Genomic DNA, 24,086 nt, shown 5'->3' with positions numbered 1-24,086 from the left:
CCGGGATCACCGGCCGCGACGCAATCGCTTTAGAACGGACGTGCGTCCGGCAGGCGCGCCGCAGTCATCTCGGCCGGAGTCGGGTCGCGGTGGATTACGATACCGTTCGACCGATCCGACGCGATCAGGCCGAGGCGAGCGAACCCGTCGAGCCATCCATCCATCGGCCAAAAGCCGTGGCGGGCGTGGAACCGGGCGGCGTTGGCTACGATATCGCGGAAATGCTGGAGCGGCGGGTCGTAGCTCGCATGGTGCTGGTGGTAGGCCCGTAGGCCGCCGAGGAACAGGATCGGCACGCCGGCTGTGTCCGCTCGGAACGCCAGGTCGGTATCCTCGGCCCCGTAGCCGGAGAAGGACTCGTCGAAGCCGCCAATCCGGTCGTAGGTCGCGGCCCGCACCGCGAAGGCGAGGGACCAGAACAGGCCGGGCTGCGGCGCCGGGGCCACCAAGCCGGGGGGCGGGAAGGCACGCACCGGGTGCGGATGGCCGAGCTGGTCGAGCATGGCCTCCTCCCAGCCATCCTGGACGGCGCCCGCCGGCAGGTAGCCGATCTCGCAACAGATCAGGGCGTCATGCTCGGCCACCGCCTGCGACAGGCCCGCGACCAGTCCGTAGGACGGGATGCAATCGACATCGAGGAAGACGAGCGTGTCGGTCCGGGCCGCCTGGCGCCCGGCATTGCGCGCCGCCGCAAGAGGCAGGCCGTCCCGCGGGAACGGGACGCGTGCGATCGGGAAGGACAGGTCCGGCAGCGGGGTGTCGTCCCCGCCGATCTCGACGACGATGCAGGCCGCGGGGGGCGTGCCGCGCTCCAGCCCTTCGAGCAGCCGCGCGAGATGGGCGCCACGACCCTTGTTGAGAGTGATGACCGTGGTGCTCACCGGGACGCTCCAGCGCGCAGCACGTCGAGCCGATACTTGTCGGTCCGGTCCTGGTGCATCAGGCCCGCGAACGAGGCGGCCTGCGCAATGAAGCTCTCGGCAGCTTGGTCGCCCGATTGCGGATAGTCGGTCTCGCCGATCCAGTGGACCAGTACCAGATCGCCGCCGGGTTCGATCGCGCCGCCGACGCGCCGGACCAACTTGGCAAGATCGGGCGGGTCCAGGAAGTACAGGAATTCGGACAGCACGATCAGGTCGAACAGACCCTCCGGCCAGTTCGCCGGAACGGCGCCCTGGCGGATCTCGACCGTTGGTTGGTCGGCGTTGCGGGCTCGGGCGGCCTCCACGGCGGCCGGGATCAGGTCGCTCGCCAGCAGGCGGTCGCAGCGTTCGGACAGGGCGCGGGTGAACACCCCAATCGCGCAGGCCGGCTCGAAGGCGGCGCGGTAGCGCGGCCGCGGCAGGCAGGCCAGTGTCGCCGCGTACTTGTCGCGCTCGTACGTCGAGGTTGTGAATTGCCAGGGATCCGTATCTCTGGCGTAGATACCAGCGAAGTAATCGCTCGGGAGAGTCTCCGTCGCTCGGTTCATGTGTGGATCCTGACGAAGCGTTCGTAGGGGCCGCAGAGCCGGTCGATCATCGCGGGCTCCAGCCGAAATCCCGTGGGATCGTCCGAGATCAGGTCGGTGGTCTGCGATTCGTGCGCCGCGACCGCCCGGGCCTTGGCCGCGCGGTAGGCGGAGACGTCGAGCCGCAGGCCGTCCGGGGCGGGCCCGACTTCGGTCTCGGGCGGCAAGGTCCAGCCCCAGACCGGGTATTCGTAGATCATCACGCCCGGCATCTGCGGCCGGGCCAGGCCGACGATGGCGGCCGATGCCCTGTGGTCGCAATGCGGATCGTGCCGCCAGGTCACGAAGACGGCGCCGGCCTCGCATGCGCTGGCGGCCTGAACGACAGCATGGGCGGCCGCTTCCGCCTCGGGGCCGGCGCTCGGCACATGCGCATCGGGCAGGCGCAGGAAGATCACGGATTCCGCAGCCAGGCCGAGGATCGATACGGCCCGGAGCGTCTCAGCCTCCCGCAGCGCGCGCAGCTTATCCGACGGGTACAGCTGGGAATGGGTGTGCGAGCCGCAACCGTCGCTGACCACCACCAGGCGTACGTCCCGCTCGGCGGCGCGGGCCGCCGCGATCAGGCCGCCGCAGCCCAGGCTCTCGTCGTCAGGATGCGGCGCCACCACCACGACGCCGCCCCGTTCCACCAGGGTGCCGAGATCCGCCTCGGGCAGCGCGTCGGCAGCCGCCAGGAAGGTATCGGCCCGCATCAGCGTGCCTCCGTCCAGGCATGCGCGCCGGCGTAGATCGAGCGGTTGTGGAGAAGGGTCACGGATCGCTCCTGGAACGACGGGCAGATCGAGCCCCCCGGATATCGGCTCCGGCGGCTGAACGCGTCATGACCGAAGCCGTCCGACAGAGGCCCTACCGATCGTTCTCGGTCGTCAGGGCACCGAGCCGGACGCCCTCGTCGGCCTTGGACTGAGCAGCCAGGTGGACGCCGGGATTGGGTGCATCGTCGAACGCCGCGCCAGCGGAGCAGAGGGCGCTGCGCAGGGCCTCGATCTGCCCGCTCGGCGGGTCGCCGTAGCCGCTCTCGAAGTCGCGCACGAATTGCTCGTCGAGGCCGACCTTTGCGGCGAGGTCCGCCTCGGACCATCCGAGCAGTCCCCGTGCCGCCCGCGACTGTGCTGGGCTCATCGCCGGCGCACCCGCACCGGCCTGGCCGCCCTCGTCCGATCCTGCCACGTTGTCCTCCATCCCGTGCAATCACCAACAACGATATCCGCCGCGGATCGTTTCCGGGCGCCCGACAATGCGCCGCGACCATAATTGTGCTGAATTTCAATCGCATCCGCGGGGGCGTATGGGTTCGGGGCGGCCGCGACGCACGAATCGTGGGCGTCGGGCCGGTATCTGCCGTAGGCGGTGCATCCCCCGGATGGACGATGAGCTGAGCGCCGTGCGCGCGCGTTTGAGGGGCAGAACGATGAGAGCGGTGCTGATCGCCACCTTGGCCTGTGCCGTGTTGGCCGTGGACCTGACCGCAGCGACGCAGGCCCAGGCCCAGATGGGCGGCGCGCCCACGGGCTTCGGCCGCGGCAACCGCCGCCCCGGCGGCGAAGAAGAGAAGAAGCCGCAATACGTGCCGGGCACGAAGGCGAGCGAGAAGATCTTCCCGCTCGACTCGACTTGGACGGCCGTAAGCCTCAACGGCAAGCCGTTCACGGGGGGCGACCGGCCGAGCTTCATCATCGACAAGCAGTACCGCGCTCGCGGCTACGGAGGCTGCAACACTTTCGCGGCGACCGCCTTCCCGCTGAAGGATCAGCACCTCGCGGTCGGTCCGCTCGCCCTCACGAAGAAGAGCTGCGACAAGGGCCTCGCGGCCTCCGAGCAGGCCTTCTTCGTCGCCCTGCGCACGGCGGCCGTGTGGGATCTCGTCGGTTCCCAACTCGTGTTGAAAAGCCCGAATGGCGAGCTGAAGTTCGACCGGGCGCTCTGAGACCTACTCCGGCGCTCCGGCCCTTGCCTTAACGACGGGTTCACCACGCCACGCGAACCCGTCTGCGGATTCAGACGCTCTTGAGGGCCGCCGGCCTTTTCTCCTCGGGCATCGAGGAGGCGCTGATGGCCATCGGAATCGATTTCGGGCGCGGAGAACCTTTGCGCCCCGGTGTATCGTGGCCCTCACGCTTCACGGCGCCGCCTGCGTTTCATGCCCTCGCACTCTGGCTCGCCGCCGCCGTGCCGGCCGCAGCAACGCTGCTGCTGATCGCGCGGCTGGCCACCTGACGATCAGGCGGCGGATGGCGACACGCTCACTCCGAATCGGGCGCGTCCCGATTCTCGTCTTCGTCGGACGACACGGTCCGGTCGGTGGAATCGTGACCGTGGGACAGCACCGGCGGAAACAGCGCCGCCAGTCCGACAGCGACCCCGTACAGAATAGGATCGGCGTTCAAGCCCATAGGGGGCGGGTTCAGATCGTCTTTGATCATCTTCATAGCTTCCGGTCTCGCGCCAGTGCGAGCAACGGTCCGCAATGAGGTGCTTGCTTTTGAGCCGTTGGAGCATGTTCAATGCTGCGCCCCGCGTTTTGTTGCCGCAGGACGGAGGCTTTTTTCTCACATAGATCTATCGATCCGTCGCCGAGGCTGCGTCGGATCATGCCGCGGCCTCAGCCCCGCCGCCGGAGGATCGGCCCGGACACTGCGCCCGGGATTCGGCAGGCGGAAGGCACCACGCTCAGGATCACGGCGCTCGGGCAGTGCGCCCGGCAGGTTTCGGCCGCTTCGATCTGATCGCCCCCGCAGGTAGCCGCAAAGCAGAAGGTTGCCAGATCCTCACAGGTGGCCCGAAAGCCCGCGGGCCGGACGCCCTCGTGCCAATCCGCCGCCGCGGCCGCTTGCGCCAGCAGCAGGCCCGCGAGGCCGATCGTTGCCGTGATCCGTTTCACGCCTGCGCCTCGCATCCGATCGGGCGGGTAGCCTAGCATTGGCAGGCGAGACGGACCTGTGCCATTCCGGCGACAGGCGATGCCCATCGTCGACTTCGATGCCGACGGATCAGCCTCCGGGACGGAAGCCAGCCATGCCGCTCTACGCCCTCGACGACCACGCGCCGCAGCTTGCCGATCCCACCCGGGTCTGGATCGCCCCGGACGCCCAGGTGATCGGCCAGATCTATCTTGGCCTCGATGTCGGCATCTGGTTCGGCGCAGCTTTGCGCGGCGACAACGAGCCGATCCGGATCGGCGACCGCACCAACGTGCAGGAAGGCGTGATCATGCATGTCGATCCCGGCTTTCCGCTGGTGATCGGTACCGACGTTACGGTGGGCCACGGCGCCATCGTCCATGGCTGCACGATCGGTGATGGCAGTCTCGTCGGCATGGGTGCGACGGTGCTGAACGGCGCCAGGATCGGCCGGGGCTGCCTGATCGGCGCCAACGCGCTGGTCACCGAGGGCAAGGAATTTCCGGATCACAGCCTGATCGTCGGCGCTCCGGCCAAGGCCGTGCGCACCCTTGATGCCGCGGCCGTGGAGGGCCTGCGCCAGGCGGCCCTGCGCTATGTCGAGAACGCCCGTCGCTACAAGGCCGGCCTGCGCCGCATCGACGGATGATTGCGGCAGGCCGCTCCGAGTGGGAGCGGCCTGCGAGGAACGATTACTTCTTGGCCTTCGCCCGCTCGATCGCTTCCTCGATCAGCCGGTGGGCCTCTTCCTTGTCGCCCCAGCGGACGAACTTCACCCACTTCCCGGGCTCCAGATCCTTGTAGTGCTCGAAGAAGTGCTGGATCTGCTGGATCGTGATGTCGGGCAGGTCGGTGTAGTTCTCGACCCGGTCATACCGCTTGGTCAGGTGGCGCGAGGGCACCGCGATGACCTTCTCGTCCTCGCCGCCCTCGTCCTGCATCACCATCACGCCGACGGGGCGCGCGCTGATGATCGCGCCGGGCAGCACCGCGCGGGTGTTGGCTACTAGGACGTCGCAGGGATCGCCGTCGCCCGACAGGGTATGCGGGATGAAGCCGTAGTTCCCGGGGTAGAACATCGGCGTATAGAGGAACCGGTCGACGACCAGCGCGCCGGATTCCTTGTCCATCTCGTACTTGATCGGTTCGCCGCCGAGCGGCACCTCGATGATGACGTTGACGTCGTGCGGGGGCTTCTTGCCGAGCGGGATGGCGTCGATGTTCATGGCGTATCGCTTCCGGGATGCGGTCTGCACCGCTTCCCGGACCTCTTAGATGCCTGGCTCGGCGATGCAAATCAGTATCGGCGCGAGGCCGGCGACGAGTCCCAAGAAACGTTAGCTGAACAGGTATCCGACCTTGGGAAGCGCCACCCCCGCGACCCGGTCCAGCACCCGCGGTCCGGCTTTGCCGCCGAGGCCCTCGTAGAACGCGCCGGCACGGGCGTTGTCCTCCAGGCTCCAGACGCCGAGCTGGGTGAGGCCGTGGTCGGCGAGGTCGTTGCGGACCGCCTTGAACAGGCGGCGTCCGAGGCCGACGCCCTGATATTCTGGCAGCAGGTAGAGCTCGTCGATCTCCGCCTCGGTGCCGAGCGCCCGGCTGCGGGTGCGTCCGTAGGCGGCGTACCCGACCACCCGCTCGCCGGTCTCGACCAGGGCGATCGGGCGGCCGCGGCGCAGGGCGCTGCGCCACCAGGCCCGGTCGCGGCCCGCGATCAGCCGCTCCAGAGCCACCCCGGGGATGATGCCGCGATAGGCCTCGCGCCACGACGCATCGAACACCGTCGACAGGCTACCGAGATCGGCTTCGCGAGCCCGACGGATGCTCGTGGTGCGCGTGCTCATCGGCTTCCGGCCTCCCCCGTCGACCGTCGGATAACCCGTGCGGCCCGCCCAGGTTCGATCCCGATCCAGGCAGAGTGAAGGCAAGATCGGCGCCGGTTTTTTTGGACCTTTCCGTTGGTGGGCGGTAAAGCGGACTGGCTGCCGGTTCGATAGGCGAATTGCCGGGCTTCCGGGGGGCTGTTAGAGCCGGCTCCCGATTCCGCGGCAGCCCCGATCGTGTTCAACCGCTTCCTCAAGCCCGAGACGCGCTACGCGCGCCGCATGGCCCGGATCGCCCGCTTCGAGCGGCCGATCGCCGGCCCCGGCGACCGGCTGAAGGCCTGGGCGAACATGCTGCTGATCGATCACGGCGTGTTCCGGTTGGCTTACCTCAACCGCCACCGGGTCGGCTCGGGTCGGCTCTGGCGCTCGGCCCAGCCCGGGCCGCACCAGCTTGCGCGCTTCCGGGCCGAGGGTGTGCGCACCATCATCTCCCTGCGCGGCGGGCGCGAGCACGGCTCCTGGCCGTTGCAGCGCGAGGCGTGCGAGCGCCACGGGCTCACCCTGGTCGAGTTCGTGTTGCGCTCCCGGGAGGCCCCGGACCGGGAGACCCTGTTGCGCGCCAAGGACTTCTTCGCCGGCATCCAGTACCCGGCGGTGATGCACTGCAAGTCCGGCGCCGACCGCGCCGGCCTCGCTTCGGCGCTCTACTTGATCCTGCACGAGAACCGCCCGGTGGCCGAGGCCGCCCGCCAGCTCTCGGCCCGCTACGGCCATCTTCGCTTCGCCAAGACCGGCATCCTCGACGCCTTCTTCGCGCGCTACCGCGCGGAGGGCGAGGCCAAGGGCATCGATTTCCTGACCTGGGTCGAGACGATCTACGACCCGGAGGCGCTCAAGCAGGATTTTCGGCCAGGGTTCTGGTCGGATTTCGCGGCCGACAGGGTGTTGCGGCGGGAGTGATTTTTGCTACCGCCGCTTCTCCTGCGCCGTCACGTAGCTCTTGAGCACCGCGTTGATCCGAGACTGATAACCCTTTCCGGCGCTCCGGAAATGCCGCAGCACGTCCGCGTCGAGGCGCAGCGTGATCTGTTCCTTCGTCGCGACGGACGCCGGCGAGGCCTCGTCCCAGAAACCCGGCGGAATCAGGCCGGCATCGGGATCTGCAGCGGCGCGTCGCTCGATCTCGGCATCGTCCAGGGCCTTGAAGGCCGGGCTCAACGGGTCCGCCGCCGGCATGTCAACAAAGCCTTCATACCGGACGGTCGCTGCCCGCTCTCGAACGCGCTTCGGCGTAGACTTTCCTGTCATGGCGGCTCGCCTTCCATGCCGAGATGATGCGGATGTCGCCGTCACGTTGAACATACACCACCCGCAACACCGCCCCGTCGTACAGGCCCAAGCTGATGAACCGGCGTTCGCCATAGTCGCGTCGCAGGTCTTCGCGCGTCAGCCGAAAGCCGCGGAAGATCTCGGCAGCCTGTCGGAATCCGATCAGATGCTTGGCCTGATTGGCTGCATCCTTCTCGGTATCCCATTGAAAGCCCGTGGCGAAGCGTAGTTACGGATTGTCGTTACCGCAAGGTGCGATGACAGGCCTGAACTGCGAAGCCCGCTACTCCGCTGCCGGCCGCGCCGCCTCGCGGAACGGATTGGCCGGGTAGGTGCCGACCACCCGCAATTCCCGCGAGAAATAGCGGAGTTCGTCGAGCGCACGGGCGAGGCCAGCATCCTCGGGATGGCCGTCCACCTCCGCGTAGAACTGCGTGGCGGTGAACTCGCCGTCCATCATGTAGCTCTCGAGCTTGGACATGTTGACGCCGTTGGTCGCGAAGCCGCCGAGCGCCTTGTAGAGGGCCGCCGGGATGTTGCGGACCCGGAACACGAAGCTGGTCACGCACGGGCCGCTGCCGGGCTCCACCGGCTCGGGCTCGGGGGAGAACACCACGAAGCGGGTGGTGTTGTGCGCCTCATCCTCGACGTCGCGCTCCAGGATGTCGAGGCCGTAGACCTCGGCGGCCAAAGCGGGCGCCAGGGCCGCCCGGCTCGGGTCGCCGATCTCCGCGACCTCGCGCGCCGCCCCGGCGGTGTCGCCGGCGACCACGGCCTTCACGCCCAGCCGACGGACGATCCGCCGGCACTGGCCGAGCGCATGGACGTGGCTGTGCACGGTGCGCACGGTCTCCAGGGCGGTGCCCGGCAGGACCATCAGCTGGAAATGAATCGGCAGGAAGTGCTCGGCCACGATGTGCAGGGGCGAGGTCGGGATCAGGTGGTGGATATCGGCCACCCGGCCCGCGATCGAGTTCTCGATCGGAATCATCGCCCGCTGAGCCCGACCTTCCGTGACCGCCGCGAAGGCGTCCTCGAAGGTGGCGCAGGGCAGGGGCGTCCAATCCGGAAACGCCTCGGCGCAGATGATGTGCGAGTTGGCCCCGGGCTCACCCTGGTACGAGATGGTGCGGTCTGTCATCGGGAATGCGGTTCAGTTCAGGCGGCGGGCCTGGAGCAGGGCGCGGGCGCGCTCCAGGTCAGCGGGGGTGTCGACGCCGAGCGGCAGGTCGTCGACGATGACGGCATCGATGCGCATGCCGGCCTCCAGCGCGCGCAGCTGCTCGAGCTTTTCCCGAGTCTCCAATTCCCCCGGGGGCAGGGCGACGAAGCGGGTGAGCGCCGTGCGGCGATAGGCATAGAGGCCGATATGGTGCCAGAGCGGACCCTCGCCCCAGGGGGCGCGGGCGCGGGTGAAGTAGAGCGCACGCAGGCGGCCCGGGCCGACCTGATGGCCCACGAGCTTCACCACGTTGGGATTGTCGGCCTCGTGCGCGTCGCTGATCGGCGCGCATAGCGTGACGATGTCGACCGTCCTGTCGGAAAGCGGGCCGATCGAGGCGCCGATGATCGCCGGGTCGATGGTCGGCAAGTCGCCCTGCACGTTGACCACGACATCGTGGCGCCCCTCCGGATCGACGGTGTCCAGCGCCTCGGCGAGGCGGTCCGAGCCGGACGGGTGGTCGGCCCGGGTCATCACCGCGATGCCGCCGGCGGCCTCGACGACTTGGGCGATCTCGGCCGTGTCGGTCGCCACCACCACGGGGCCGATCCCGGCCTCCATGGCCCGGCGCCAGACATGGACGATCATCGCTTCGCCGGCGATCTCGGCCAGCGGCTTGTTCGGCAGGCGCGTCGCGGCAAGTCGGGCCGGGATCAGCACGAGGGGATCGGACATGAGGGGCTCGGACCAGAGGCAGAGGCGTCCGCCAGCGAAGCGCGGCTGCTTAACAGGCCTTCCCGCCGTTGTCGTCCCTCGTGAGCCACGGGCGCCGCATCGCGCAAACCGGAAAAATGATGCCATCGGGTGACAAGCTGGGCGATTTGCCTCGACCCTTTCGGCCCGCGACAGTGCGGATCCCGGGTGCGGCATTGTCAAGATCGTGCCGAAACGGCTAAGCACCCTTGAAATCTTCCAAGGTCCCGCGTCCCGGCCAGCCGGTGTCGGGCGGGGGCAGATCGAGAGAAGAGCATGAACTCGTTCGAGGTGAACAAGGTCCTCGGCGCCGTCCTCGGCGCCCTGTTGTTCGCGGCCGGATCGGGTTTCGTCGCCGAGCTGATCTACCATCCCAAACCCGCCGGCAAAGCCGGGTACGATCTGCCCGAGCCGGAGCCGCAAGCCGCCGCTGCGGCACCGGAGGCCAAGGTCGAGCCGATCGCCGTGCGGCTCACCAGCGCCAACGTCGAGAAGGGCGAGGGCGGCACCAAGGCCTGCCGGGCCTGCCACAATTTCGAGAAGGGCGGTCCGAACAAGGTCGGCCCGGATCTATACGGCGTCGTCGAGCGGCCGAAGGGCGGCCATGCCGGCTTCGAGTACTCCGCGGCCCTGAAGGGCAAGGGCGGCACCTGGACTTACGACGACCTGGACGCCTTCCTGACCAGCCCGAAGGGCTACGCCCCCGGTACCAAGATGGCGTATGCCGGCATCACCTCGCCGCAGGAGCGGGCCAACGTCATCGCCTACCTGCGCACGAACGCCGACACCCCCAAGCCGCTGCCCGCCGTCGAGAAGACCGAGGCGAAGCCGGAGGCCGCGCCCGCCGCCAAGCCCGAGGACAAGCCCGCGGCTGCGTCCGAGGAAAAACCCTCCGCCTCCAAGCCGGCCGCCGGCAAGGGGTCTGAGGGCAAGGACAGCACGGCCAAACCTGCCGATACCAGCACGGCCAAGCCGGTCGAGGAGAAGTCGGCTGGTAGTCCGCGGGCGCCGAGCGAGTCGAGCGACCGCAACGCCCCGGCCCCGCCGGCCGGTGCCCATGACGGCGACCAGCAGGGCACGCCGTCCAGCCTGATCCCGGCCGAACCGACGGCCCCGTCCGCCCCGGCCGCCAAGGAGCCGGCGGCCCAGGCCAATCCGGAGGCGGTGGACCGGGCCAGGAACCTCGAGGTCGATGGCCCGACCAAGGATCTGAACGCACCGCTGCCGACCCCGAAGGAGTAGGGGCGGGGGAACTGGTCGGGTTCAGGCCCGACCTTTGCCTTGAGGCGGCCGCGACCCGATGTCAGCCCGGGTCAGACACCGCGAAGGAATCCTCTTGCCCGATCGAAGTCCCGACCCGGCGGGGCGCCGAGCGCCCCTGCCGTTGCTGGTCGCCGTGACCATGACCGGCACGGTGGCGCTGCACATCTTCGTGCCCGCGCTCGCCACCGCCGCCGCGGATCTCGGCACCACGACGGCCGCCGCGCAGCTCACCATCACGGTCTATCTGGTCGGGCTCGCGGGCGGTCAGCTTCTCTACGGCCCGCTCTCGGACCGGTTCGGCAGACGGCCGATCCTGATCGGCGGGCTGGGTCTCTACCTGGCCGGGCTGCTGCTGGCGATCCCGGCCCAGAATATCGGCGTGCTGCTGGTGGCGCGGGTGCTGCAATCGCTCGGGGCCTGCGGCTCCCTGGTGATCGGCCGGGCCATGGTTCGGGACGTCTCCACTCGAGAGGACGCGGCCAGGAAGCTCGCGATCCTCACCACCGCGATGACGCTCACGCCGGCCCTGGCACCGGCGATCGGCGGGGTGGTGAACGAGGCGTTCGGCTGGCGCGCCGTGTTCGTGGTGCTCGCCGGGATCGTCGCTTTGCTCGGCGCCCTGGTGGTGTTCACCCTGCCGGAGACCAACCGGCACAAGGTGGCACTGCCCGGCTTCGGGGCGATCCTGGCGGGCTATGTGCGGCTCGTGAAGGTGCCGGTGTTCCGCGCCTACCTCGTCGCGGGAGCCTGTGGCGGAACCAGCCTCTACGCCTTTCTGGCGGTGGCGCCGTTCCTGCTCGTCGACCGGCTCGGGCGCTCATCGCAGGAGGTGGGGTTCGATTGCCTGATCGTGGTGTTCGGCATGGTCGGGGGCGCGGTAATGGCGAGCCGTCTCGCGAGCCGGGTGCCTATCCGGCAGGCGGCGCGTAGCGGCAATCTTCTCTGCATCGCGTCAGCCCTGGCGCTGTTGCTGGTCGACCGGACCGGAATGCTCGGCGTCGTCAGCTTGATCGTGCCGCTGTTTGCTTACGCGGTCGGGGTCGGCCTGCTCAGTCCCAACGCGGTGGCCGGTCTGATGAACGTCGATCCGCACGCGGCGGGCTCGGCCTCCAGCCTCTACGGCTTCACGCAAATGACCTTCGGGGCTTTGTTCACGGTTGCGGCCTCGGCTTGGCCTGCGACGTCGGCGACCCCCGTGGCCCTGGCGCTGCTCACGGCCGGCTTGATCGCGGCCCTGGCGCTGCGACGGGCGTGATCCGCTCGTGCCGCGCCAGATCGCCATCGTGCTGCGCGGATGACAGGTTCCGTGCGATCTCTTTGCCGACGATGTGCAGCAGAACCCGGCTCAGCATCTTCATCTGAGGTGTGCCGTGTTCGGTGATGACGGCATGGGCGGCAATACATGCATCTGCTACAGCATCCAGATCAGAGGCCCGATTCATTGCAAATCCAATTTGTAAGATGTTCGAGGGCGGGTTCTCGAATGTAAAAAATTTACATTCAGATCTCTATCTCTTGAATTATTGTATTTTAATTACGGTTTTGCAACCCGATCTACAGTGATAAGATGCATTCGTCGCCGCTGCGACGGGATTTATTGATCGAGACTCCGAAATGGATATGAAGACCCCGAACGCCTTGAATGCGCTGGCACCCGCTCGGACGTCGGGTCGGCTCAATGATCTGGCGGCGGTGCTCGGCTGTTCGACGGATCTCTTCTTCGAAGCCCCCGATGGACCTTCGGTCGGGCACACCGCTCAGCTTCTGCAGATGTGGCTCGCGATCCGAGCCCCCGAGGATCGAAGAGCGGTGTTCGCGTGCGTCCAAGAGATTTTGAAGGCACAAGCCCACGATTCTGCCCGCAGATAGACCGCACCAAATCCAACGTTTGTTATTTATTTGGTCGGCGGTGAGCGATGTTGGAAAGCGTATTTTGTAAAACTTGTACGCTCTTTCCGTAACACTTGCAGGTCTTGCGAAAAACACCACTTGATGCTGATCGCCGGCCACAATTCGGGCGCTGGTGATTGAGGGACGCTCTGTGCTCTTGCCCGTCGCAGGCGAGCACCATGTCCATCCTCCCGCAATCCGGGGTCCGAAATCGCCTTCTCCGTGCGCTTCCACCGGAGGATTTCGCGGCCCTGCAGCCGGCGTTGCGCAGTCAGGACATGGCCCTGCGGCACGTCCTGATCCCCTCGCACACGACGATCGAAACCGTCTTCTTCCCGGAGGCGGGATTCGTCTCGATCACCAACGATGAGCCGAGCGGCCGGGTCGAGATCGGACTGATCGGCCGGGAGGGTCTCGTCGGCGCCGCCCCCATCCTGCTCGACGATGACCGCAGCCCGCACACCCACTTCGTGCAGATGGCCGGTCACATGCTGAGCATCGACGTGGCGGTGCTGCGGAGCGAGGTGGAACGGCGCCCGACCCTGCGCCGGGTGCTGCATCGCTTCATCCAGGCGCAGTTCGTCCAGACGGCCCAGACGGCCTTCGCCAATGCGCGGGGCAACACCGCGACCCGCCTCGCCCGATGGTTGCTGATGTGCCACGACCGGATCGACGGCAACCAGATCACCGTCACGCAGGATTTCATGTCGTTCATGCTGGGCGTCGAGCGTCCGGGCGTGACCGCGGCCCTCAGAACCCTGGAGACCGACGGGTTCGTGCGGAAGCGCCGCGGGAGCGTCGAAGTGCTCGATCGCGAGGGGCTGCTCGACTGCGCCGGCGACGGCTACGGCGTTGCGGAAGCCGAATACGTGCGTCTGATCGAGGGGCGTCTCGAGCCACAGGCCTAGAACGGGGCCGAAGCGGGGTATTCGACGGGCTCGACCCTGCTCTGGAAAAGCGCGCTGATCTTTCGGATCCCGGACTCGTCAAACGCCCGTCGTGCCCGACGGGTGCACCGCCTCGACCAGCCCCGACACCCCCTCGCAGAACCCGTCGGCCAATTCCAGCCACAGGAGCCGGGTCGGGTCCACCGGGCCCGGCAGGATGAGGCGGCCCGGCGGGATCCGGGTGAAGCCGAAGCGGGAGTAATAAGACGCGTCCCCCACCAGGATCACCAGGCCCTCGCCGGCTTGCCGGGCCGCCTCGACACCCGCGCAGGTCAGGGTGCTGCCGATGCCGCGGCCCGCGAAGCTCGGGTCCACCGCCAGGGGGCCGAGCATGACGAAGGGCACGCTCCCGGTGCGCACCGGACCCATCCGCACCGAACCCACCAGGAAACTGCCGACCGAGGCGGTGACGCCCAGGTCGATCCGCTCCGCCGCACCTTCCCGCAGCCGGTAGGCGGTGCGGGCGAACCGTCCGGGACCGAAGGCCCGGGCCTGGAGGCGCTCGATCGCGGGGTCGTCCTCGGGCCGCTCGGGCCGGATCACGAGGGAGAGTGTGGTCAAGGGCGGGCTCGCGGCTCGGAACCGCCGCCGCGTAGCAGCGCCGGACCGGGGCGGCAAACTGCCGGCCTACTCCGCCGCCGCCAGCTCGGTTCTCGGTCCCGCCTGCGTTACCTTCAGGAAGCCGAGCGCCGAGAGCCAGATCACCGCGCCGCAGGCGGCCGCGATGCCGAGCACCAGGGCGAAGCCGCCGCGGTCGTGCAGGACCGCGATCGCCGGGACCACGAAGCCGCTGGCGGTGAAGCCGACGAAGTAGCGCACGCTGTAGGCCCGGGCCCGGTAGGCCGGGGGCACGTAGCGGGCGATCATCGCGTCGTTGATCACCACCTGTCCGTAGATCGCCGTCATGGCCAGCATCAGCCCGGCGAGCAGCGGCAGACCGGTGGTGAGCGCCGCGATTCCGAGGCCCACGGGCTGCAGCACCGAGAGGGTCACGAACAGGGACGGCAGGCTGAACCGGTCGATCAGCCGGCCCATGGCGAGCTGCATCAGCGCGCCGAACAGGAAGACCACGGTGGCGAGCGAGCCGATGAGCGCCAGCGGCAGGGCGTGGCCGACGCCCTCGTCGATCACCTTGGGCAGGCTGATCGTGGTCAGGTTGAAGGTGACGCCGCCCGCGAAGATCGCCAGGGCGTACAGGGCCATCAGCGCCCAGGGCCGGCTCACCGCGATCGCGGCCGCGCCCCCGGCCTTCTTGCCGCCGGCTTCGCCATCACCCGGGACCAAGGCCAGGAAGGCGGCCCCGCAGCCGAGGCAGATGAGGCCCGGCACCACGAAGGCCGCCCGCCAGCCGGCGGTGGTCGCGAGCAGTGCGGTCACCCCCGAGGCCGAAGCGGCGCCGAGATTGCCCCAGACGCCGTTGACACCGAGGTCCCGCCCGAGCCGGCGGGCATGGGTCACCAGCATGGTCGAGCCGACCGGGTGGTAGATCGCCGAGGCGAGGCCGAGGACGCACAGCCACAGCGCGAAGCTCAGCGGGGTCGTGGCGCTTGCCACCCCCAGGCAGGACAGGCCGTAGCCGAAAAAGAACACCGCCAGCATGGTGCGTCGGCCGAACCGATCCGCCAGCCAGCCCATCGGCAGCGAGCACAGGCCGAAGGCGACGAAGGCACCGGTGGCGAGCCCGATCAGCTCGCCGTAACCGAGCCCGGTCTGGGCCGCGATGGCGATGACCGCGGTCGGGTAGATCAGCAGCACGAAATGGTCGAGGGCATGCGCGACGTTGACGAAGCGCAGCGTGCGGCGGGACAGGGTTTCGGCATCCATCGCGGCGTATCCTCCAGGATCGACCCTTAATATCTTGGCCCGATGGAGGCGTCGGGCCGGATATGGATGCGAACGGGCCAAAATCGACGGTTGCGCCGCGGTCGACCGCCGCGTCGGACTATCAGCATGTGCCGCGGCCGGTTGCGGTCGTGCGCAAGCCGCTGCCGGCCGGGAGCGGCACCGGCCTGCATTTCCATGTCCGGGCGCAACTCCTTTATGCGACGGCGGGGCTGATGAGCGCCTCGGCCGAGGACGGCACCTGGGTCGTGCCAGAGGGGCATGCCCTCTGGATCCCGCCGCGGCTGCCGCATGCTACGGTGACCCACGGGCCGGTGGCCTTGTGCACGGCCTATCTCGACCCGGCCGCCGTGGCGGCGTTTCCGATGTTCTGCCGGGTGATCGCGGTCTCGCCGCTCCTCGCCGCAGCCCTGACCGCCCTCGCGGAAGAACCGGTGCTGTACGATGAGGCCGGCCGCGGCGGCCACCTCGCCGCCCTGATGCTCGACGAGATCGGCCGCGCCCCCGAGACGCCGCTCACCCTGCCGCTGCCCCGGGATGCTCGGTTGCGCCGAGTCTGCGTCGGCCTGATCGCGGATCCTGCCGCCGTGGAAGACCTCGACGCCTGGGCTGACCGCGCCGGGGCGAGCCGGCGCACCCTGACCCGGCGGTTCCGCACCGAGACCGGGCTCAGCTTCGGCGATTGGCGGGCGCGGGCCCGGGTGATCCGGGCGCTTGCGCTGACGGCCGAGGGCCGCCCGCCCGGCGCCGTGGCGGCGGCGGTGGGCTACCGCAGCGCTCAGGCTTTGCGGAGCACGGTGGCGCGGGTGCTGGGCGGCGGTGGGCCGCCTTAGGCCGCCCGCGCGGTTCTCAGTCGAACCCGATCAGTTGGTCACTTCGGCTTGGCTTGACCGCCCGGACCCCAGCCATGGGCCTGGACCGCCTTGACGATCTTGCCCTGCATCTCGGGCGCCACCGCCTGCATCCATTGCTGCATGCCCGCCAGCTGGATCTGGGCGAGCTGCGGCTGGGCGGCTGCGAGGCGCTTGCCGGTGGGCGTGGCGTAGAAGGCCGCGATCGCCTGCAGGTCGTCCTTGCTCAGGATCGTGGCAAAGCCCCGGGCCTGGATGTCGAGGAGTTCATCGTAATGCTCGGACAGGGTCGGCATCACGACCTCCTGGACCAGCACCTGCGCCTTGTCGGGCTCCTTGATGCCGATCTGCTGCATCATGCCGACCATCGGGGCTGCCATCGAGCCGAGCGTGGCGGCGCGATCCCCCTGCATCTGCGCGACCGTCTCCCGGGCGACCTTCAGCAGAGCCGGATCCGGCGCCGCGGCCGGCGCGGGTTTCGGTGCCGGCTGCGCCATCACCGCGCCGGGCAGCGCGGTTCCGAGACAGAGGCCGACGAGAAGGGTCGAGAGGCGCATGAGTGCTCCGATCGCGATCGCCGTACGATCCTGCGTTGCACGGCCTGGGCAGTGCTACCGGAATCGTGATCGGGATCAATGACGCTGAGGCTTTGATCGTGACAGGCTGGCTTGACGCAGGCGCGCATGGCCCCGGTGCGTCGCGGTTTGGTGGCGCGGAGGTCGAGCATCGCCGGAGCCTTGCGCAGGCGGCTTCACCCGCGTCCCGGGATCGAAGCCCTGTCGGTCGGGGCGGGAGACGCGAACGACACCAATGAGCCTCCTTGCCTGCTCTGTGTGCGCACGAGGCGATCGTGCCCGTTTCAGGCGGTCCACCCGATCTCAGAGCGAGCCTGGGCCGCCCAGGCAAAGGGCGGGACGCTGCCCAACTGCTGGCGGACCGAGATCGGCACGCATGGACGAGGCGTGATCCTGCGCGGCTTCGAGGCCCCCGAGGCGATGGCGGCGGAGCGGTGGTGCGTCCTGATGAACGCCGCGCCGTTCCGCACGGGCGCCGATCACTGCATGGCCCTGACCACGGACAGCAACGCGTCGTTCCCGTTCTTCTCACCGGGACGCGGGGCGGCGTGGCCGAGATTCGCGCCGACGTTCCGTCCTCATCACGGCCAAACAGGTGCACCGTCCAACCCGGCGGTTTCCGGCAGACCGCAGATGAGGTTGGCATTCTGCACCGCCTGACCGGCCGCGCCCTTGCCGAGATTGTCGACCACGCCCATCGCGATCACCAAGCTGCGCTCCGGATCGGACGCATAGCTGACGAATGCCAGGTTCGAGCCGGCCGCCCATTTGGTCTGCGGCGGCGCATCGGTCACGCGGACGAACGCCCGTTCGGCATAGAAGCGCCGGGCGGCGTCCAGGCATTGGCGCGTGGTGGCTTGGCCCCGGCAGTAGATCGTGACGAGGACGCCGCGGGTCATCGGCACCTGATGCGGCGTGAAGACCAGCCCGGCCGCGCTGCCGCCGCTCAGCCGCTCGATCGTCGTGGCGATCTCGGGCATGTGGACGTGCTTGAGCAGGCCGTAGGGCACGAGGTTCTCGTTGCTCTCGGCATAGCCGAACCGGCTGTCGGCACCGCCCCGGCCGGCGCCGGAAATGCCGGTCTTGGCATCGACGACGATCTGACCGGGTTCGATCAGCTTGTCGGCCAGCAGCGGCGCCAATGCGGTCAGCGTCGCCGCGGGGAAGCAGCCCGGGTTGGCGATGCGGCTCTGACCCTTGATCTGGCTCGGCCAGACGTCGGCCAAGCCGTACGCCCAACCCGCGACGTAGCGGTGGTCGCCGCCGATATCGACGATCTTCACGTCCTTGGAGACGCGTGCCAGCGCCTCGGCCGAAGTGCCCGTGGGCAGCGATGCGAACAGCACATCGAGGTTCGGCAGGGTCTCTGGATCCCACTTCTCGATCACCAGTTCGGCCACCTTGGCCGGCACACCGGGGAAGCGCTCCACCAAACGGCTGCCGGCGCTGCCCTCTCCCGCGGCGTAGATGAGCTCGAAAGACGGGTGGCTCGCGATCAGGCGCATCGCCTCGCCGCCGCCAAAACCGCTGATCCCGACAATGCCGACGCGGAGGCTCATAGGGGTGTCCTTCTGGGGTTCGGGCAAAAGAAAACCCCCGGAGCCGAGGGCTGCGGAGGTTCAGGAACGCGGGCCGGAGCCGCTCCGGCGGGTGGGACCTACGGTGAGGCCGTCACCACGCGGACGGGCGCTGATCGACGCGCAGCCCGAGGAGCCGCCGCTTGGGTACAGCGACGTCGGCGTCGGTCACATAATGGCTGATTCCTGTCCATGTCCCGCGATAGTGTCGCGACCCCTATTCGTCGTCAAGCGGTGTCTCCGCCGACCATCCGAGCCGACATCGAAGGGCGGCCGCCATCCGGCGACCTTTCGAGAAGCCGGGCGACGGTTGCGATGCCCGGCATGGGTCGGAACCCTATGGCATCCGGACCCCGCGGTCGTCGCTTCCCACCGTCAGGTCGCCCGGGCGGAAAAGTCGATCCGCGGATCGATCCAGACGTAGATCAGGTCCGAGAGCAGGTTCACCGCCAGCCCGAGCAGGGAGAAGATGTAGAGGGTCGCGAAGACCACCGGGTAATCGCGGCCGACGATCGCCCGGAACGACAATTCGCCGAGCCCGTCGAGAGAAAAGATCGTCTCGATCAGCAGCGAGCCGGTGAAGAAGGCCGAGATGAAGGCCCCGGGGAAGCCGGCGATCACGATCAGCATGGCGTTGCGGAAGACGTGGCCGTAGAGCACGCGCCGCTCGGACAGGCCCTTCATCCGGGCGGTCAGGACGTATTGCTTGCGGATCTCGTCGAGGAACGAGTTCTTGGTGAGCAGGGTCGAGGTGGCGAAGGCGCCGATCACCAGGGCGGTGAGAGGCAGCACCATATGCCAGGCATAGTCGGTGAGCTTGTGCCAGGTGGTGAAGGTCTCCCAGCCCTCGCTGGTGAGGCCGCGCAGCGGGAACCACTGGTAGAACGAGCCGCCTGCGAACAGGATGATTAGCATCAGCCCGAACATGAAGCCTGGGATCGCGTAGCCGATGATCACCACGAAGGAGGTCCAGCGGTCGAAGCGCTCGCCGTCCTTGACGGCCTTGCGGATGCCCAGCGGGATCGAGATCGCGTAGGACAGCAGCGTCATCCACAGGCCGAGCGAGATCGAGACCGGCAGGCGCTCCTGGATCAGCTGGATCACGGTGACATCGCGGAAGTAGCTGCGGCCGAAATCGAACCGGGCGTAGTCCCAGAGCATCTTTGCGAAGCGCTCGGGGGCCGGCTTGTCGAAGCCGAACTGCTTCTCCAGCTTGGCGATGAAGTCGGGGCTCAACCCTTGCGCGCCGCGATAGCGGGAATTGCCCTCGCCGCCCCCTGCCGACCGGCCGCCGCCGCCGAGATCGCCGGTCCCTCCGGTGACCCGCGACAGGGCGCCGTCGCCCTGGCCCTTCATCTGCGAGAGCACGCGCTCCACCGGGCCGCCGGGGGCGAATTGCACGATGGTGAAGGTGATCAGCATGATCCCGAACAGGGTCGGGATCATCAGGCCGATGCGGCGCAAGATGTAGCCGAGCATGATCGTCCTAGTCCCGCCCGATCCGCTTGGCCTTGTCGACCTCGTACCACCAGGTGCCGGGGGCGCCGAGATCATATTTGGGCGGGTTCGCCGGGCGGCCGTAGAGGTCCCACAGGGCGAGGCGGTGCGCGCCGGAATACCACATCGGCACCCAGAGGCGCTGGGCCCGCAGCACCCGGTCGAGGGTCCGGCACGCCGTGGTCAGCGCGGCCCGGGACTGGGCATCGGCGATGACGGTGAGCAGCGCGTCGATGACCGGATCGGCGACGCCCGAGAGGTTGTTGGAGCCCGGGGTGCTGGCAGCCTTGGAGCCGTAGAGCTCGCGCAGCTCCGCGCCCGGGGTGACGCCGCCGGCGAAGCGGCGGGACGTGACGTCGAAGTCGAAATCGTTGACCCGGGCTTGGTACTGCGACGGGTCGACGGTGCGGTGGGTCGCCTTGATCCCGAGCAGCCCGAGATTGCGGATGAACGGCTGGGTCACCGCCTGAAAGACCGGGTCGTCGTCCAGGAACTCGATGGCCAGGGGCTGGCCGCCGGGCAGGAGGAGGCCGCCGCCCTGGCGGGTGCAGCCGGCCTCGCGCAGCAGCGCGTCGGCGCGCTTGAGCAGCGCCCGGTCCTGGCCGGACCCGTCCGAGACGGGGGGCGTCCAGGCCTCGGCGAACACCTCCGGGGGCAGGTCCTTGAACGGCTCCAGCAGGGCCAGCTCCTCGGCCGAGGGCTTGCCGGTGGCCTTGAGGTCGGAATTCTCGAAGAACGAGGCGGTGCGCGTGTAGGCGCCGTACATCAGGTTGCGGTTCGACCATTCGAAGTCGAAGCACAGGCCGATCGCCTCGCGGACCCGCGGGTCGCGGAACGGTGCGCGGCGGGTGTTGATCCACCAGCCCTGCGTACCGCTCGGTCGCGCATCCGGCACGGTCTGGCGGATCACGCGGCCCTCGGTGGCGGCGGGGAAGTCGTAGCCGGTGGCCCAGACCCGGGCGGTGAACTCCTCGCGGACCGTGAAGGCACCACTCTTGAACGCCTCGAAGGCCACGGTGCGATCGCGAAAATACTCGTAGCGGATCGCGTCGAAGTTGTTCTGCCCAGCCGTCACGGGGAGATCCACCGCCCAGTAATCCGGGACCCGGTCCAGCCCGATGGAGCGGCCGGGATCGACCGCGCCGACCCGGTAGGGGCCGGAGCCCAGCGGCGCCTCGAGGTTCGACGCCTCGAAGTCGCGGGCGCCGTAATAGGCCGCGGAAAAGATCGGCAGCTGGGCCACGAACAACGGCAGGTCCCGGGCGCGGCCCTCCGCGAAGGTGACGACCAGGGTGTCGTCGCCCTCGGCCCGGGCGTCGGTCATCGGCCGGATCACCTCGGAAATCGAGGGGTGTCCCTTGTCGCGCAGGAGCTTGAGGCTGAAGGCGGCGTCGCGGGCGGTGAGCCGCGAGCCGTCGTGGAAATGGGCCTGCGGGCGCAGCGCGAAGGTGTAGGTCAGGCCGTCGGGGCTCACCGTGACGGCGCGCGCCACCAGCCCGTAGACCGCGTCCGGCTCGTCGAGCGCCCGGACCATCAGGCTGTCGAAGGTCTGGTCCAGCCCGGCCGCCCCATCGCCGCGCAGCACGTAGATGTTGAGCGTGTTGAAGGTGTTGAGCGCCTGGTTGCCGATCGTGCCGGTGAGCTGGGTCGAGAAGCGGCCGCCCTTCGGGGCGATCGGGTTCACGTAGTCGAACCGCTCGAAGCCGGGGCCGTATTTCAGCTCGCCGAAGCTCGACAGGCCGTGGCGTTCCTCCGCGGCGGCCCAGGCGGGACGGATCGCCGCGAGGGCGCCGGCGCCGAGCACGAGGCCGCGCCGGCTCGGCCGCCAGGGGCGGGCGGTCAACGCGGGGCTCCGGTCTTGGCGGCCAGTTTCTCGTCGTACCACCAGGTCGTCGGGAATCCGGACCCGGCATAGCGCGGCAGGATCGCCGGGTGGCCGAACCGGTTCCAGCGCAGGGTCCGCTGCTCGCTGGCCGACCATTGCGGCACGACGTAATCGTGCGCCAGAAGCACCCGGTCCAGCGCCCGGGTGGCGGCAACCAGACCGGCCCGGTCGGGCGCGTAAATCACCTTCTCGATCAGCGCATCGATGCCGGGATCCTTGATCCCGATCAGGTTGCGCGAGCCGGGCTTGTCGGCCGCCGCCGAGCCCCAGAACTCGCGCTGCTCGTTGCCCGGCGACAGCGACTCGCCCCAGGCGTTGGTCGTGACGTCGAAGTCGAACTCGCGCATCCGGTTCTGGTACTGCGCCGCATCGATCACCCGCAGCGAGGCGTCGATGCCGATGAGCTTGAGCTGCGCGGAGAACGGCAGGATCACCCGCTCGAAGGCGTTCTGGAACTCGAGGAACTCGACCGTCAGCGGTTCACCGGTGGCCTTGTTGACCATCTTGCCGCCGCGTAACTCGTAGCCCGCCTCGCGCAGCAATCCGACGGCCTCGCGCAGGTTTTTCCGCACGGCGTCCGGCGTCTCGTTCACCGGGTTGGCGTAGGGCGTGGTGAAGACCGAAGCCGGGATCTTGTCCTTGACGCTCTCCAGAATCGCCTTCTCCTCGCCCTCCGGCAGGCCCGCGGAGGCGAGCTCGGAGCCGAAGAAGTAGGAGTCGATCCGCTTGTACAGGCCGTAGAACAGGGCCTTGTTCATCTCCTCGAAGTTCAGGGCCAGGTTGAAGGCCCGGCGCACCCGCGGATCCTTGAACTTGTCCCTTCGGGTGTTGAACGCGAAGGCCTGCATGATGCCCGTGCCGCGCTCCGGGAACGCCTCCTTGATCAGGCGCCCCTCCTTCACGGCCGGGAAATCATCGTAGGCGGTCGCCCAGTTGCGGGCGATGTTCTCGGCCCGGAAGTCGTAGAGGTCGCCCTTCAGGGCCTCGACCAGCACGGTGCCGTCACGGAAATACTCGAACCGCTCCGTGTCGAAGTTGTAGCGCCCGACATTCACCGGCAGATCCTTGCCCCAATAGTCCGGCACGCGGGTGTAGATGACGCTGCGGCCGGGCTCGAACTTGGCGAGCCGGTAGGGGCCAGAGCCGAGCGGCGGCTCCAGGGTGGTCTCGGTGGGGCTGCGCGGCTTGCCGTTGGCATCCTTGGCCTCCCACCAGTGCTTGGGGAGGACGCGCAGCTGGCCGATCACCTGCGGAAGCTCGCGGTTGCCCTTCTCGGTGAACGTAAAGGTCACCTCGTGCGGGCCAGTCGCCTCGGCCTTGGCCACGGTTTGATAGTAGGCGGCGTAGAACGGAGAGTTGGCCTTCAGCACGCCGTAGGACCAGACCACGTCCTCGGGGGTGATCGGCTTCCCGTCATGCCAGCGGGCGTTCTCACGCAGGCGGTACGAGACCGAGCCGAGATCGGGGGCGATCCGCACCGCCTCGGCCAGCAGCCCGTAGGACGTGAATGGCTCGTCCGAGGACTCGGTCATCAGCGTATCGTAGATCTGCTGGACCCCGTTCTCGAGGTCGCCCTTCAGGCCAGCGACCACGATGTTGAAGTTGTCGAAGCCGCCCTGCGCGCCCATCCGCACCAGGCCGCCTTTCGGCGCATTGGGGTCGGCATAGTCGAAATGCTTGAAATCGGAGCCGTATTTCGGCTCGCCCATCAACGTGATCGCGTGGGTCCATTGTCCGGTGGCGGCCGGCATCGCGGCCGGTTCCTGCGCCTGGGCCGGGGCGAACTGGAGGCAGGCGACGACGAGCGTCGCGGCGAGGAGGCGTCCGGTCACGGGCAGGCTGTCTCCCTATCGACGCACCGTGCGGTGCGGGAATTTTGGTTTCCGAAGGGTCTTAGGCCGGGTGCGGCCTGGGCGTCGAGGCTGCGTGTTGCCGGTCGGTGCACGACCATGGCGTGACGCGCAGCACGGGACTTTTTTGACGGGGCCCGGATCCGCGCGCGTCTCCTTCCCCCCTCTGCGGGGGAGGGTGGCCCGCGAAGCGGGTCGGGAGAGGGGACCCGGCTTCCGGAAAAGGCGTGACAGGTGTGAAATCCTGAACCGTCGCGCTGCCCCTTTCCCGACCCCTGCTGACGCAGGGGCCACCCTCCCCCGCAGAGGGGGGAGGGAGGGCGTCGCGGCTGTCCGATCCAGTCGGACAGCCGCGACGCGAAAAACCAAAAAATCAAGCCGCACGTCCGCGGCGGCCCTCGACCAGCCACATGGCGAGCACAGCGG

28 protein-coding genes are annotated in these 24,086 nt (G+C 68.6%); 9 read left to right on the top strand and 19 right to left on the bottom strand.

The genetic code is table 11. The features are described 5' to 3' along the window. Positions 1 to 29: 29 nt before the first annotated feature. From MKK65_RS07130 to MKK65_RS07115, 4 genes are all read right to left on the bottom strand, one after another. A complete protein-coding gene (locus tag MKK65_RS07130; RefSeq protein WP_243956583.1) occupies positions 30 to 881 on the bottom strand; it encodes a glycosyltransferase family 2 protein in 852 nt (283 codons plus the stop codon). Continuing rightward, positions 878 to 1,471 (bottom strand): class I SAM-dependent DNA methyltransferase, encoded by a 594-nt coding sequence (locus MKK65_RS07125; protein WP_243956581.1) that lies wholly within the window; start codon positions 1,469 to 1,471, stop codon positions 878 to 880. The genes MKK65_RS07130 and MKK65_RS07125 overlap by 4 nt, the downstream gene beginning before the upstream one ends. Then, positions 1,468 to 2,205 (bottom strand): PIG-L deacetylase family protein, encoded by a 738-nt coding sequence (locus MKK65_RS07120; RefSeq protein WP_243956579.1) that lies wholly within the window; start codon positions 2,203 to 2,205, stop codon positions 1,468 to 1,470. Before MKK65_RS07120 ends, MKK65_RS07125 begins: the two co-directional genes overlap by 4 nt. 154 nt (positions 2,206 to 2,359) lie before the next feature. Next, positions 2,360 to 2,683 (bottom strand): multiprotein-bridging factor 1 family protein, encoded by a 324-nt coding sequence (locus MKK65_RS07115; protein ID WP_243956577.1) that lies wholly within the window; start codon positions 2,681 to 2,683, stop codon positions 2,360 to 2,362. Between the two features lie 241 nt (positions 2,684 to 2,924). Here MKK65_RS07115 and MKK65_RS07110 point away from each other — a divergent pair, with 241 nt between their 5' ends. Further along, positions 2,925 to 3,440: an META domain-containing protein gene (locus tag MKK65_RS07110; protein WP_058190874.1), complete on the top strand. Its 516-nt coding sequence runs from the start codon at positions 2,925 to 2,927 to the stop codon at positions 3,438 to 3,440. Between the two features lie 125 nt (positions 3,441 to 3,565). Then, on the top strand, positions 3,566 to 3,730 hold the full coding sequence (locus MKK65_RS07105; protein WP_243956575.1) for a hypothetical protein: 165 nt from the start codon (positions 3,566 to 3,568) through the stop codon (positions 3,728 to 3,730). A gap of 26 nt (positions 3,731 to 3,756) precedes the next feature. On the opposite strand, the gene MKK65_RS07100 is transcribed toward MKK65_RS07105, so the two are convergent. After that, positions 3,757 to 3,942, bottom strand: coding sequence for a hypothetical protein (locus tag MKK65_RS07100; RefSeq protein ID WP_243956573.1), 186 nt, complete (start codon positions 3,940 to 3,942; stop codon positions 3,757 to 3,759). Between the two features lie 173 nt (positions 3,943 to 4,115). Further along, a complete protein-coding gene (locus MKK65_RS07095; protein WP_243956571.1) occupies positions 4,116 to 4,394 on the bottom strand; it encodes a hypothetical protein in 279 nt (92 codons plus the stop codon). Between the two features lie 134 nt (positions 4,395 to 4,528). Between MKK65_RS07095 and MKK65_RS07090 the strand changes: the two genes are divergently transcribed. Beyond that, positions 4,529 to 5,062 carry a gamma carbonic anhydrase family protein gene (locus MKK65_RS07090; RefSeq protein WP_243956569.1) on the top strand — a complete coding sequence of 178 codons (534 nt, stop codon included), beginning with the start codon at positions 4,529 to 4,531 and terminating at the stop codon, positions 5,060 to 5,062. 43 nt (positions 5,063 to 5,105) lie between these two features. Here the strand turns inward: MKK65_RS07090 and ppa are convergent, their stop codons facing one another. Then, the gene (gene ppa / locus MKK65_RS07085) at positions 5,106 to 5,639 is read right to left on the bottom strand and encodes an inorganic diphosphatase (protein ID WP_007559546.1); all 534 of its coding nucleotides are present in this window, start codon (positions 5,637 to 5,639) and stop codon (positions 5,106 to 5,108) included. Positions 5,640 to 5,750: 111 nt separating this feature from the next. After that, the gene (locus tag MKK65_RS07080; protein ID WP_058190869.1) at positions 5,751 to 6,257 is read right to left on the bottom strand and encodes a GNAT family N-acetyltransferase; all 507 of its coding nucleotides are present in this window, start codon (positions 6,255 to 6,257) and stop codon (positions 5,751 to 5,753) included. 216 nt (positions 6,258 to 6,473) lie between these two features. On the opposite strand from MKK65_RS07080, the gene MKK65_RS07075 reads away from it, so the two are divergent. Next, positions 6,474 to 7,199 (top strand): tyrosine-protein phosphatase, encoded by a 726-nt coding sequence (locus MKK65_RS07075; protein WP_243956567.1) that lies wholly within the window; start codon positions 6,474 to 6,476, stop codon positions 7,197 to 7,199. Positions 7,200 to 7,205: 6 nt separating this feature from the next. Here the strand turns inward: MKK65_RS07075 and MKK65_RS07070 are convergent, their stop codons facing one another. From MKK65_RS07070 to MKK65_RS07055, 4 genes are all read right to left on the bottom strand, one after another. Then, positions 7,206 to 7,475, bottom strand: coding sequence for a BrnA antitoxin family protein (locus tag MKK65_RS07070; protein ID WP_243956565.1), 270 nt, complete (start codon positions 7,473 to 7,475; stop codon positions 7,206 to 7,208). Positions 7,476 to 7,488: 13 nt separating this feature from the next. Further along, positions 7,489 to 7,731 (bottom strand): BrnT family toxin, encoded by a 243-nt coding sequence (locus MKK65_RS07065; RefSeq protein ID WP_243956768.1) that lies wholly within the window; start codon positions 7,729 to 7,731, stop codon positions 7,489 to 7,491. 120 nt (positions 7,732 to 7,851) lie between these two features. Beyond that, a complete protein-coding gene (locus MKK65_RS07060) occupies positions 7,852 to 8,709 on the bottom strand; it encodes a prephenate dehydratase (RefSeq protein ID WP_243956563.1) in 858 nt (285 codons plus the stop codon). A 12-nt stretch (positions 8,710 to 8,721) separates the two neighbouring features. Further along, positions 8,722 to 9,465: a 3-deoxy-manno-octulosonate cytidylyltransferase gene (locus MKK65_RS07055; RefSeq protein WP_058190864.1), complete on the bottom strand. Its 744-nt coding sequence runs from the start codon at positions 9,463 to 9,465 to the stop codon at positions 8,722 to 8,724. A gap of 294 nt (positions 9,466 to 9,759) precedes the next feature. On the opposite strand from MKK65_RS07055, the gene MKK65_RS07050 reads away from it, so the two are divergent. The 4 genes from MKK65_RS07050 to MKK65_RS07035 all read left to right on the top strand — a co-directional run bounded on the left by MKK65_RS07050 (position 9,760) and on the right by MKK65_RS07035 (position 13,544). Further along, the gene (locus tag MKK65_RS07050) at positions 9,760 to 10,725 is read left to right on the top strand and encodes a c-type cytochrome (RefSeq protein WP_243956561.1); all 966 of its coding nucleotides are present in this window, start codon (positions 9,760 to 9,762) and stop codon (positions 10,723 to 10,725) included. Between the two features lie 58 nt (positions 10,726 to 10,783). Next, positions 10,784 to 12,001: a multidrug effflux MFS transporter gene (locus MKK65_RS07045; protein ID WP_409565375.1), complete on the top strand. Its 1,218-nt coding sequence runs from the start codon at positions 10,784 to 10,786 to the stop codon at positions 11,999 to 12,001. Between the two features lie 359 nt (positions 12,002 to 12,360). Continuing rightward, complete coding sequence (locus MKK65_RS07040; RefSeq protein WP_243956557.1) at positions 12,361 to 12,615, top strand: hypothetical protein; 255 nt, start codon at positions 12,361 to 12,363, stop codon at positions 12,613 to 12,615. Between the two features lie 200 nt (positions 12,616 to 12,815). Further along, complete coding sequence (locus MKK65_RS07035) at positions 12,816 to 13,544, top strand: Crp/Fnr family transcriptional regulator (RefSeq protein ID WP_243956556.1); 729 nt, start codon at positions 12,816 to 12,818, stop codon at positions 13,542 to 13,544. 78 nt (positions 13,545 to 13,622) lie between these two features. Here MKK65_RS07035 and MKK65_RS07030 read toward each other — a convergent pair whose 3' ends face one another. Together MKK65_RS07030 and MKK65_RS07025 are read right to left on the bottom strand one after the other, a co-directional pair. After that, the gene (locus tag MKK65_RS07030; RefSeq protein WP_243956554.1) at positions 13,623 to 14,144 is read right to left on the bottom strand and encodes a GNAT family N-acetyltransferase; all 522 of its coding nucleotides are present in this window, start codon (positions 14,142 to 14,144) and stop codon (positions 13,623 to 13,625) included. Positions 14,145 to 14,210: 66 nt separating this feature from the next. Next, entirely contained in the window at positions 14,211 to 15,407 is a 1,197-nt protein-coding gene (locus MKK65_RS07025) for an MFS transporter (protein WP_243956552.1), read from the bottom strand. A gap of 62 nt (positions 15,408 to 15,469) precedes the next feature. Here MKK65_RS07025 and MKK65_RS07020 point away from each other — a divergent pair, with 62 nt between their 5' ends. Then, entirely contained in the window at positions 15,470 to 16,258 is a 789-nt protein-coding gene (locus tag MKK65_RS07020; protein WP_243956550.1) for a helix-turn-helix domain-containing protein, read from the top strand. Positions 16,259 to 16,296: 38 nt separating this feature from the next. Here MKK65_RS07020 and MKK65_RS07015 read toward each other — a convergent pair whose 3' ends face one another. The 5 genes from MKK65_RS07015 to MKK65_RS06995 all read right to left on the bottom strand — a co-directional run bounded on the left by MKK65_RS07015 (position 16,297) and on the right by MKK65_RS06995 (position 23,642). Then, positions 16,297 to 16,833 (bottom strand): DUF2059 domain-containing protein, encoded by a 537-nt coding sequence (locus MKK65_RS07015; RefSeq protein WP_243956544.1) that lies wholly within the window; start codon positions 16,831 to 16,833, stop codon positions 16,297 to 16,299. A 599-nt stretch (positions 16,834 to 17,432) separates the two neighbouring features. Further along, positions 17,433 to 18,410, bottom strand: coding sequence for an N-acetyl-gamma-glutamyl-phosphate reductase (gene argC / locus MKK65_RS07010; protein ID WP_243956542.1), 978 nt, complete (start codon positions 18,408 to 18,410; stop codon positions 17,433 to 17,435). A 393-nt stretch (positions 18,411 to 18,803) separates the two neighbouring features. Further along, positions 18,804 to 19,907 (bottom strand): microcin C ABC transporter permease YejB, encoded by a 1,104-nt coding sequence (locus MKK65_RS07005; protein WP_243956540.1) that lies wholly within the window; start codon positions 19,905 to 19,907, stop codon positions 18,804 to 18,806. Between the two features lie 7 nt (positions 19,908 to 19,914). Next, positions 19,915 to 21,768 (bottom strand): extracellular solute-binding protein, encoded by a 1,854-nt coding sequence (locus MKK65_RS07000; RefSeq protein ID WP_243956538.1) that lies wholly within the window; start codon positions 21,766 to 21,768, stop codon positions 19,915 to 19,917. Then, positions 21,765 to 23,642: an extracellular solute-binding protein gene (locus MKK65_RS06995; RefSeq protein WP_243956536.1), complete on the bottom strand. Its 1,878-nt coding sequence runs from the start codon at positions 23,640 to 23,642 to the stop codon at positions 21,765 to 21,767. Before MKK65_RS06995 ends, MKK65_RS07000 begins: the two co-directional genes overlap by 4 nt. Positions 23,643 to 24,086: the final 444 nt, after the last annotated feature.

Source organism: Methylobacterium sp. J-001 (assembly GCF_022829565.1).
In the GTDB taxonomy this organism is placed as follows: domain Bacteria; phylum Pseudomonadota; class Alphaproteobacteria; order Rhizobiales; family Beijerinckiaceae; genus Methylobacterium.
This window is presented reverse-complemented; position numbering and strand designations above follow the sequence as displayed.

Excerpts from the sequence above, each read along its gene's own strand:
- MKK65_RS07125 (WP_243956581.1), bottom strand. The coding sequence starts at position 1,471 with ATGAACCGAGCGACGGAGACTCTCCCGAGCGATTACTTCGCTGGTATC.
- MKK65_RS07120 (WP_243956579.1), bottom strand. The coding sequence starts at position 2,205 with ATGCGGGCCGATACCTTCCTGGCGGCTGCCGACGCGCTGCCCGAGGCG.
- MKK65_RS07110 (WP_058190874.1), top strand. The coding sequence starts at position 2,925 with ATGAGAGCGGTGCTGATCGCCACCTTGGCCTGTGCCGTGTTGGCCGTG.
- MKK65_RS07105 (WP_243956575.1), top strand. The coding sequence starts at position 3,566 with ATGGCCATCGGAATCGATTTCGGGCGCGGAGAACCTTTGCGCCCCGGT.
- MKK65_RS07100 (WP_243956573.1), bottom strand. The coding sequence starts at position 3,942 with ATGAAGATGATCAAAGACGATCTGAACCCGCCCCCTATGGGCTTGAAC.
- MKK65_RS07090 (WP_243956569.1), top strand. The coding sequence starts at position 4,529 with ATGCCGCTCTACGCCCTCGACGACCACGCGCCGCAGCTTGCCGATCCC.
- ppa (WP_007559546.1), bottom strand. The coding sequence starts at position 5,639 with ATGAACATCGACGCCATCCCGCTCGGCAAGAAGCCCCCGCACGACGTC.
- MKK65_RS07080 (WP_058190869.1), bottom strand. The coding sequence starts at position 6,257 with ATGAGCACGCGCACCACGAGCATCCGTCGGGCTCGCGAAGCCGATCTC.
- MKK65_RS07070 (WP_243956565.1), bottom strand. The coding sequence starts at position 7,475 with ATGCCGGCGGCGGACCCGTTGAGCCCGGCCTTCAAGGCCCTGGACGAT.
- MKK65_RS07060 (WP_243956563.1), bottom strand. The coding sequence starts at position 8,709 with ATGACAGACCGCACCATCTCGTACCAGGGTGAGCCCGGGGCCAACTCG.
- MKK65_RS07055 (WP_058190864.1), bottom strand. The coding sequence starts at position 9,465 with ATGTCCGATCCCCTCGTGCTGATCCCGGCCCGACTTGCCGCGACGCGC.
- MKK65_RS07050 (WP_243956561.1), top strand. The coding sequence starts at position 9,760 with ATGAACTCGTTCGAGGTGAACAAGGTCCTCGGCGCCGTCCTCGGCGCC.
- MKK65_RS07045 (WP_409565375.1), top strand. The coding sequence starts at position 10,784 with ATGTCAGCCCGGGTCAGACACCGCGAAGGAATCCTCTTGCCCGATCGA.
- MKK65_RS07040 (WP_243956557.1), top strand. The coding sequence starts at position 12,361 with ATGGATATGAAGACCCCGAACGCCTTGAATGCGCTGGCACCCGCTCGG.
- MKK65_RS07035 (WP_243956556.1), top strand. The coding sequence starts at position 12,816 with ATGTCCATCCTCCCGCAATCCGGGGTCCGAAATCGCCTTCTCCGTGCG.
- MKK65_RS07025 (WP_243956552.1), bottom strand. The coding sequence starts at position 15,407 with ATGGATGCCGAAACCCTGTCCCGCCGCACGCTGCGCTTCGTCAACGTC.
- MKK65_RS07020 (WP_243956550.1), top strand. The coding sequence starts at position 15,470 with ATGGATGCGAACGGGCCAAAATCGACGGTTGCGCCGCGGTCGACCGCC.
- MKK65_RS07015 (WP_243956544.1), bottom strand. The coding sequence starts at position 16,833 with ATGCGCCTCTCGACCCTTCTCGTCGGCCTCTGTCTCGGAACCGCGCTG.
- argC (WP_243956542.1), bottom strand. The coding sequence starts at position 18,410 with ATGAGCCTCCGCGTCGGCATTGTCGGGATCAGCGGTTTTGGCGGCGGC.
- MKK65_RS07005 (WP_243956540.1), bottom strand. The coding sequence starts at position 19,907 with ATGCTCGGCTACATCTTGCGCCGCATCGGCCTGATGATCCCGACCCTG.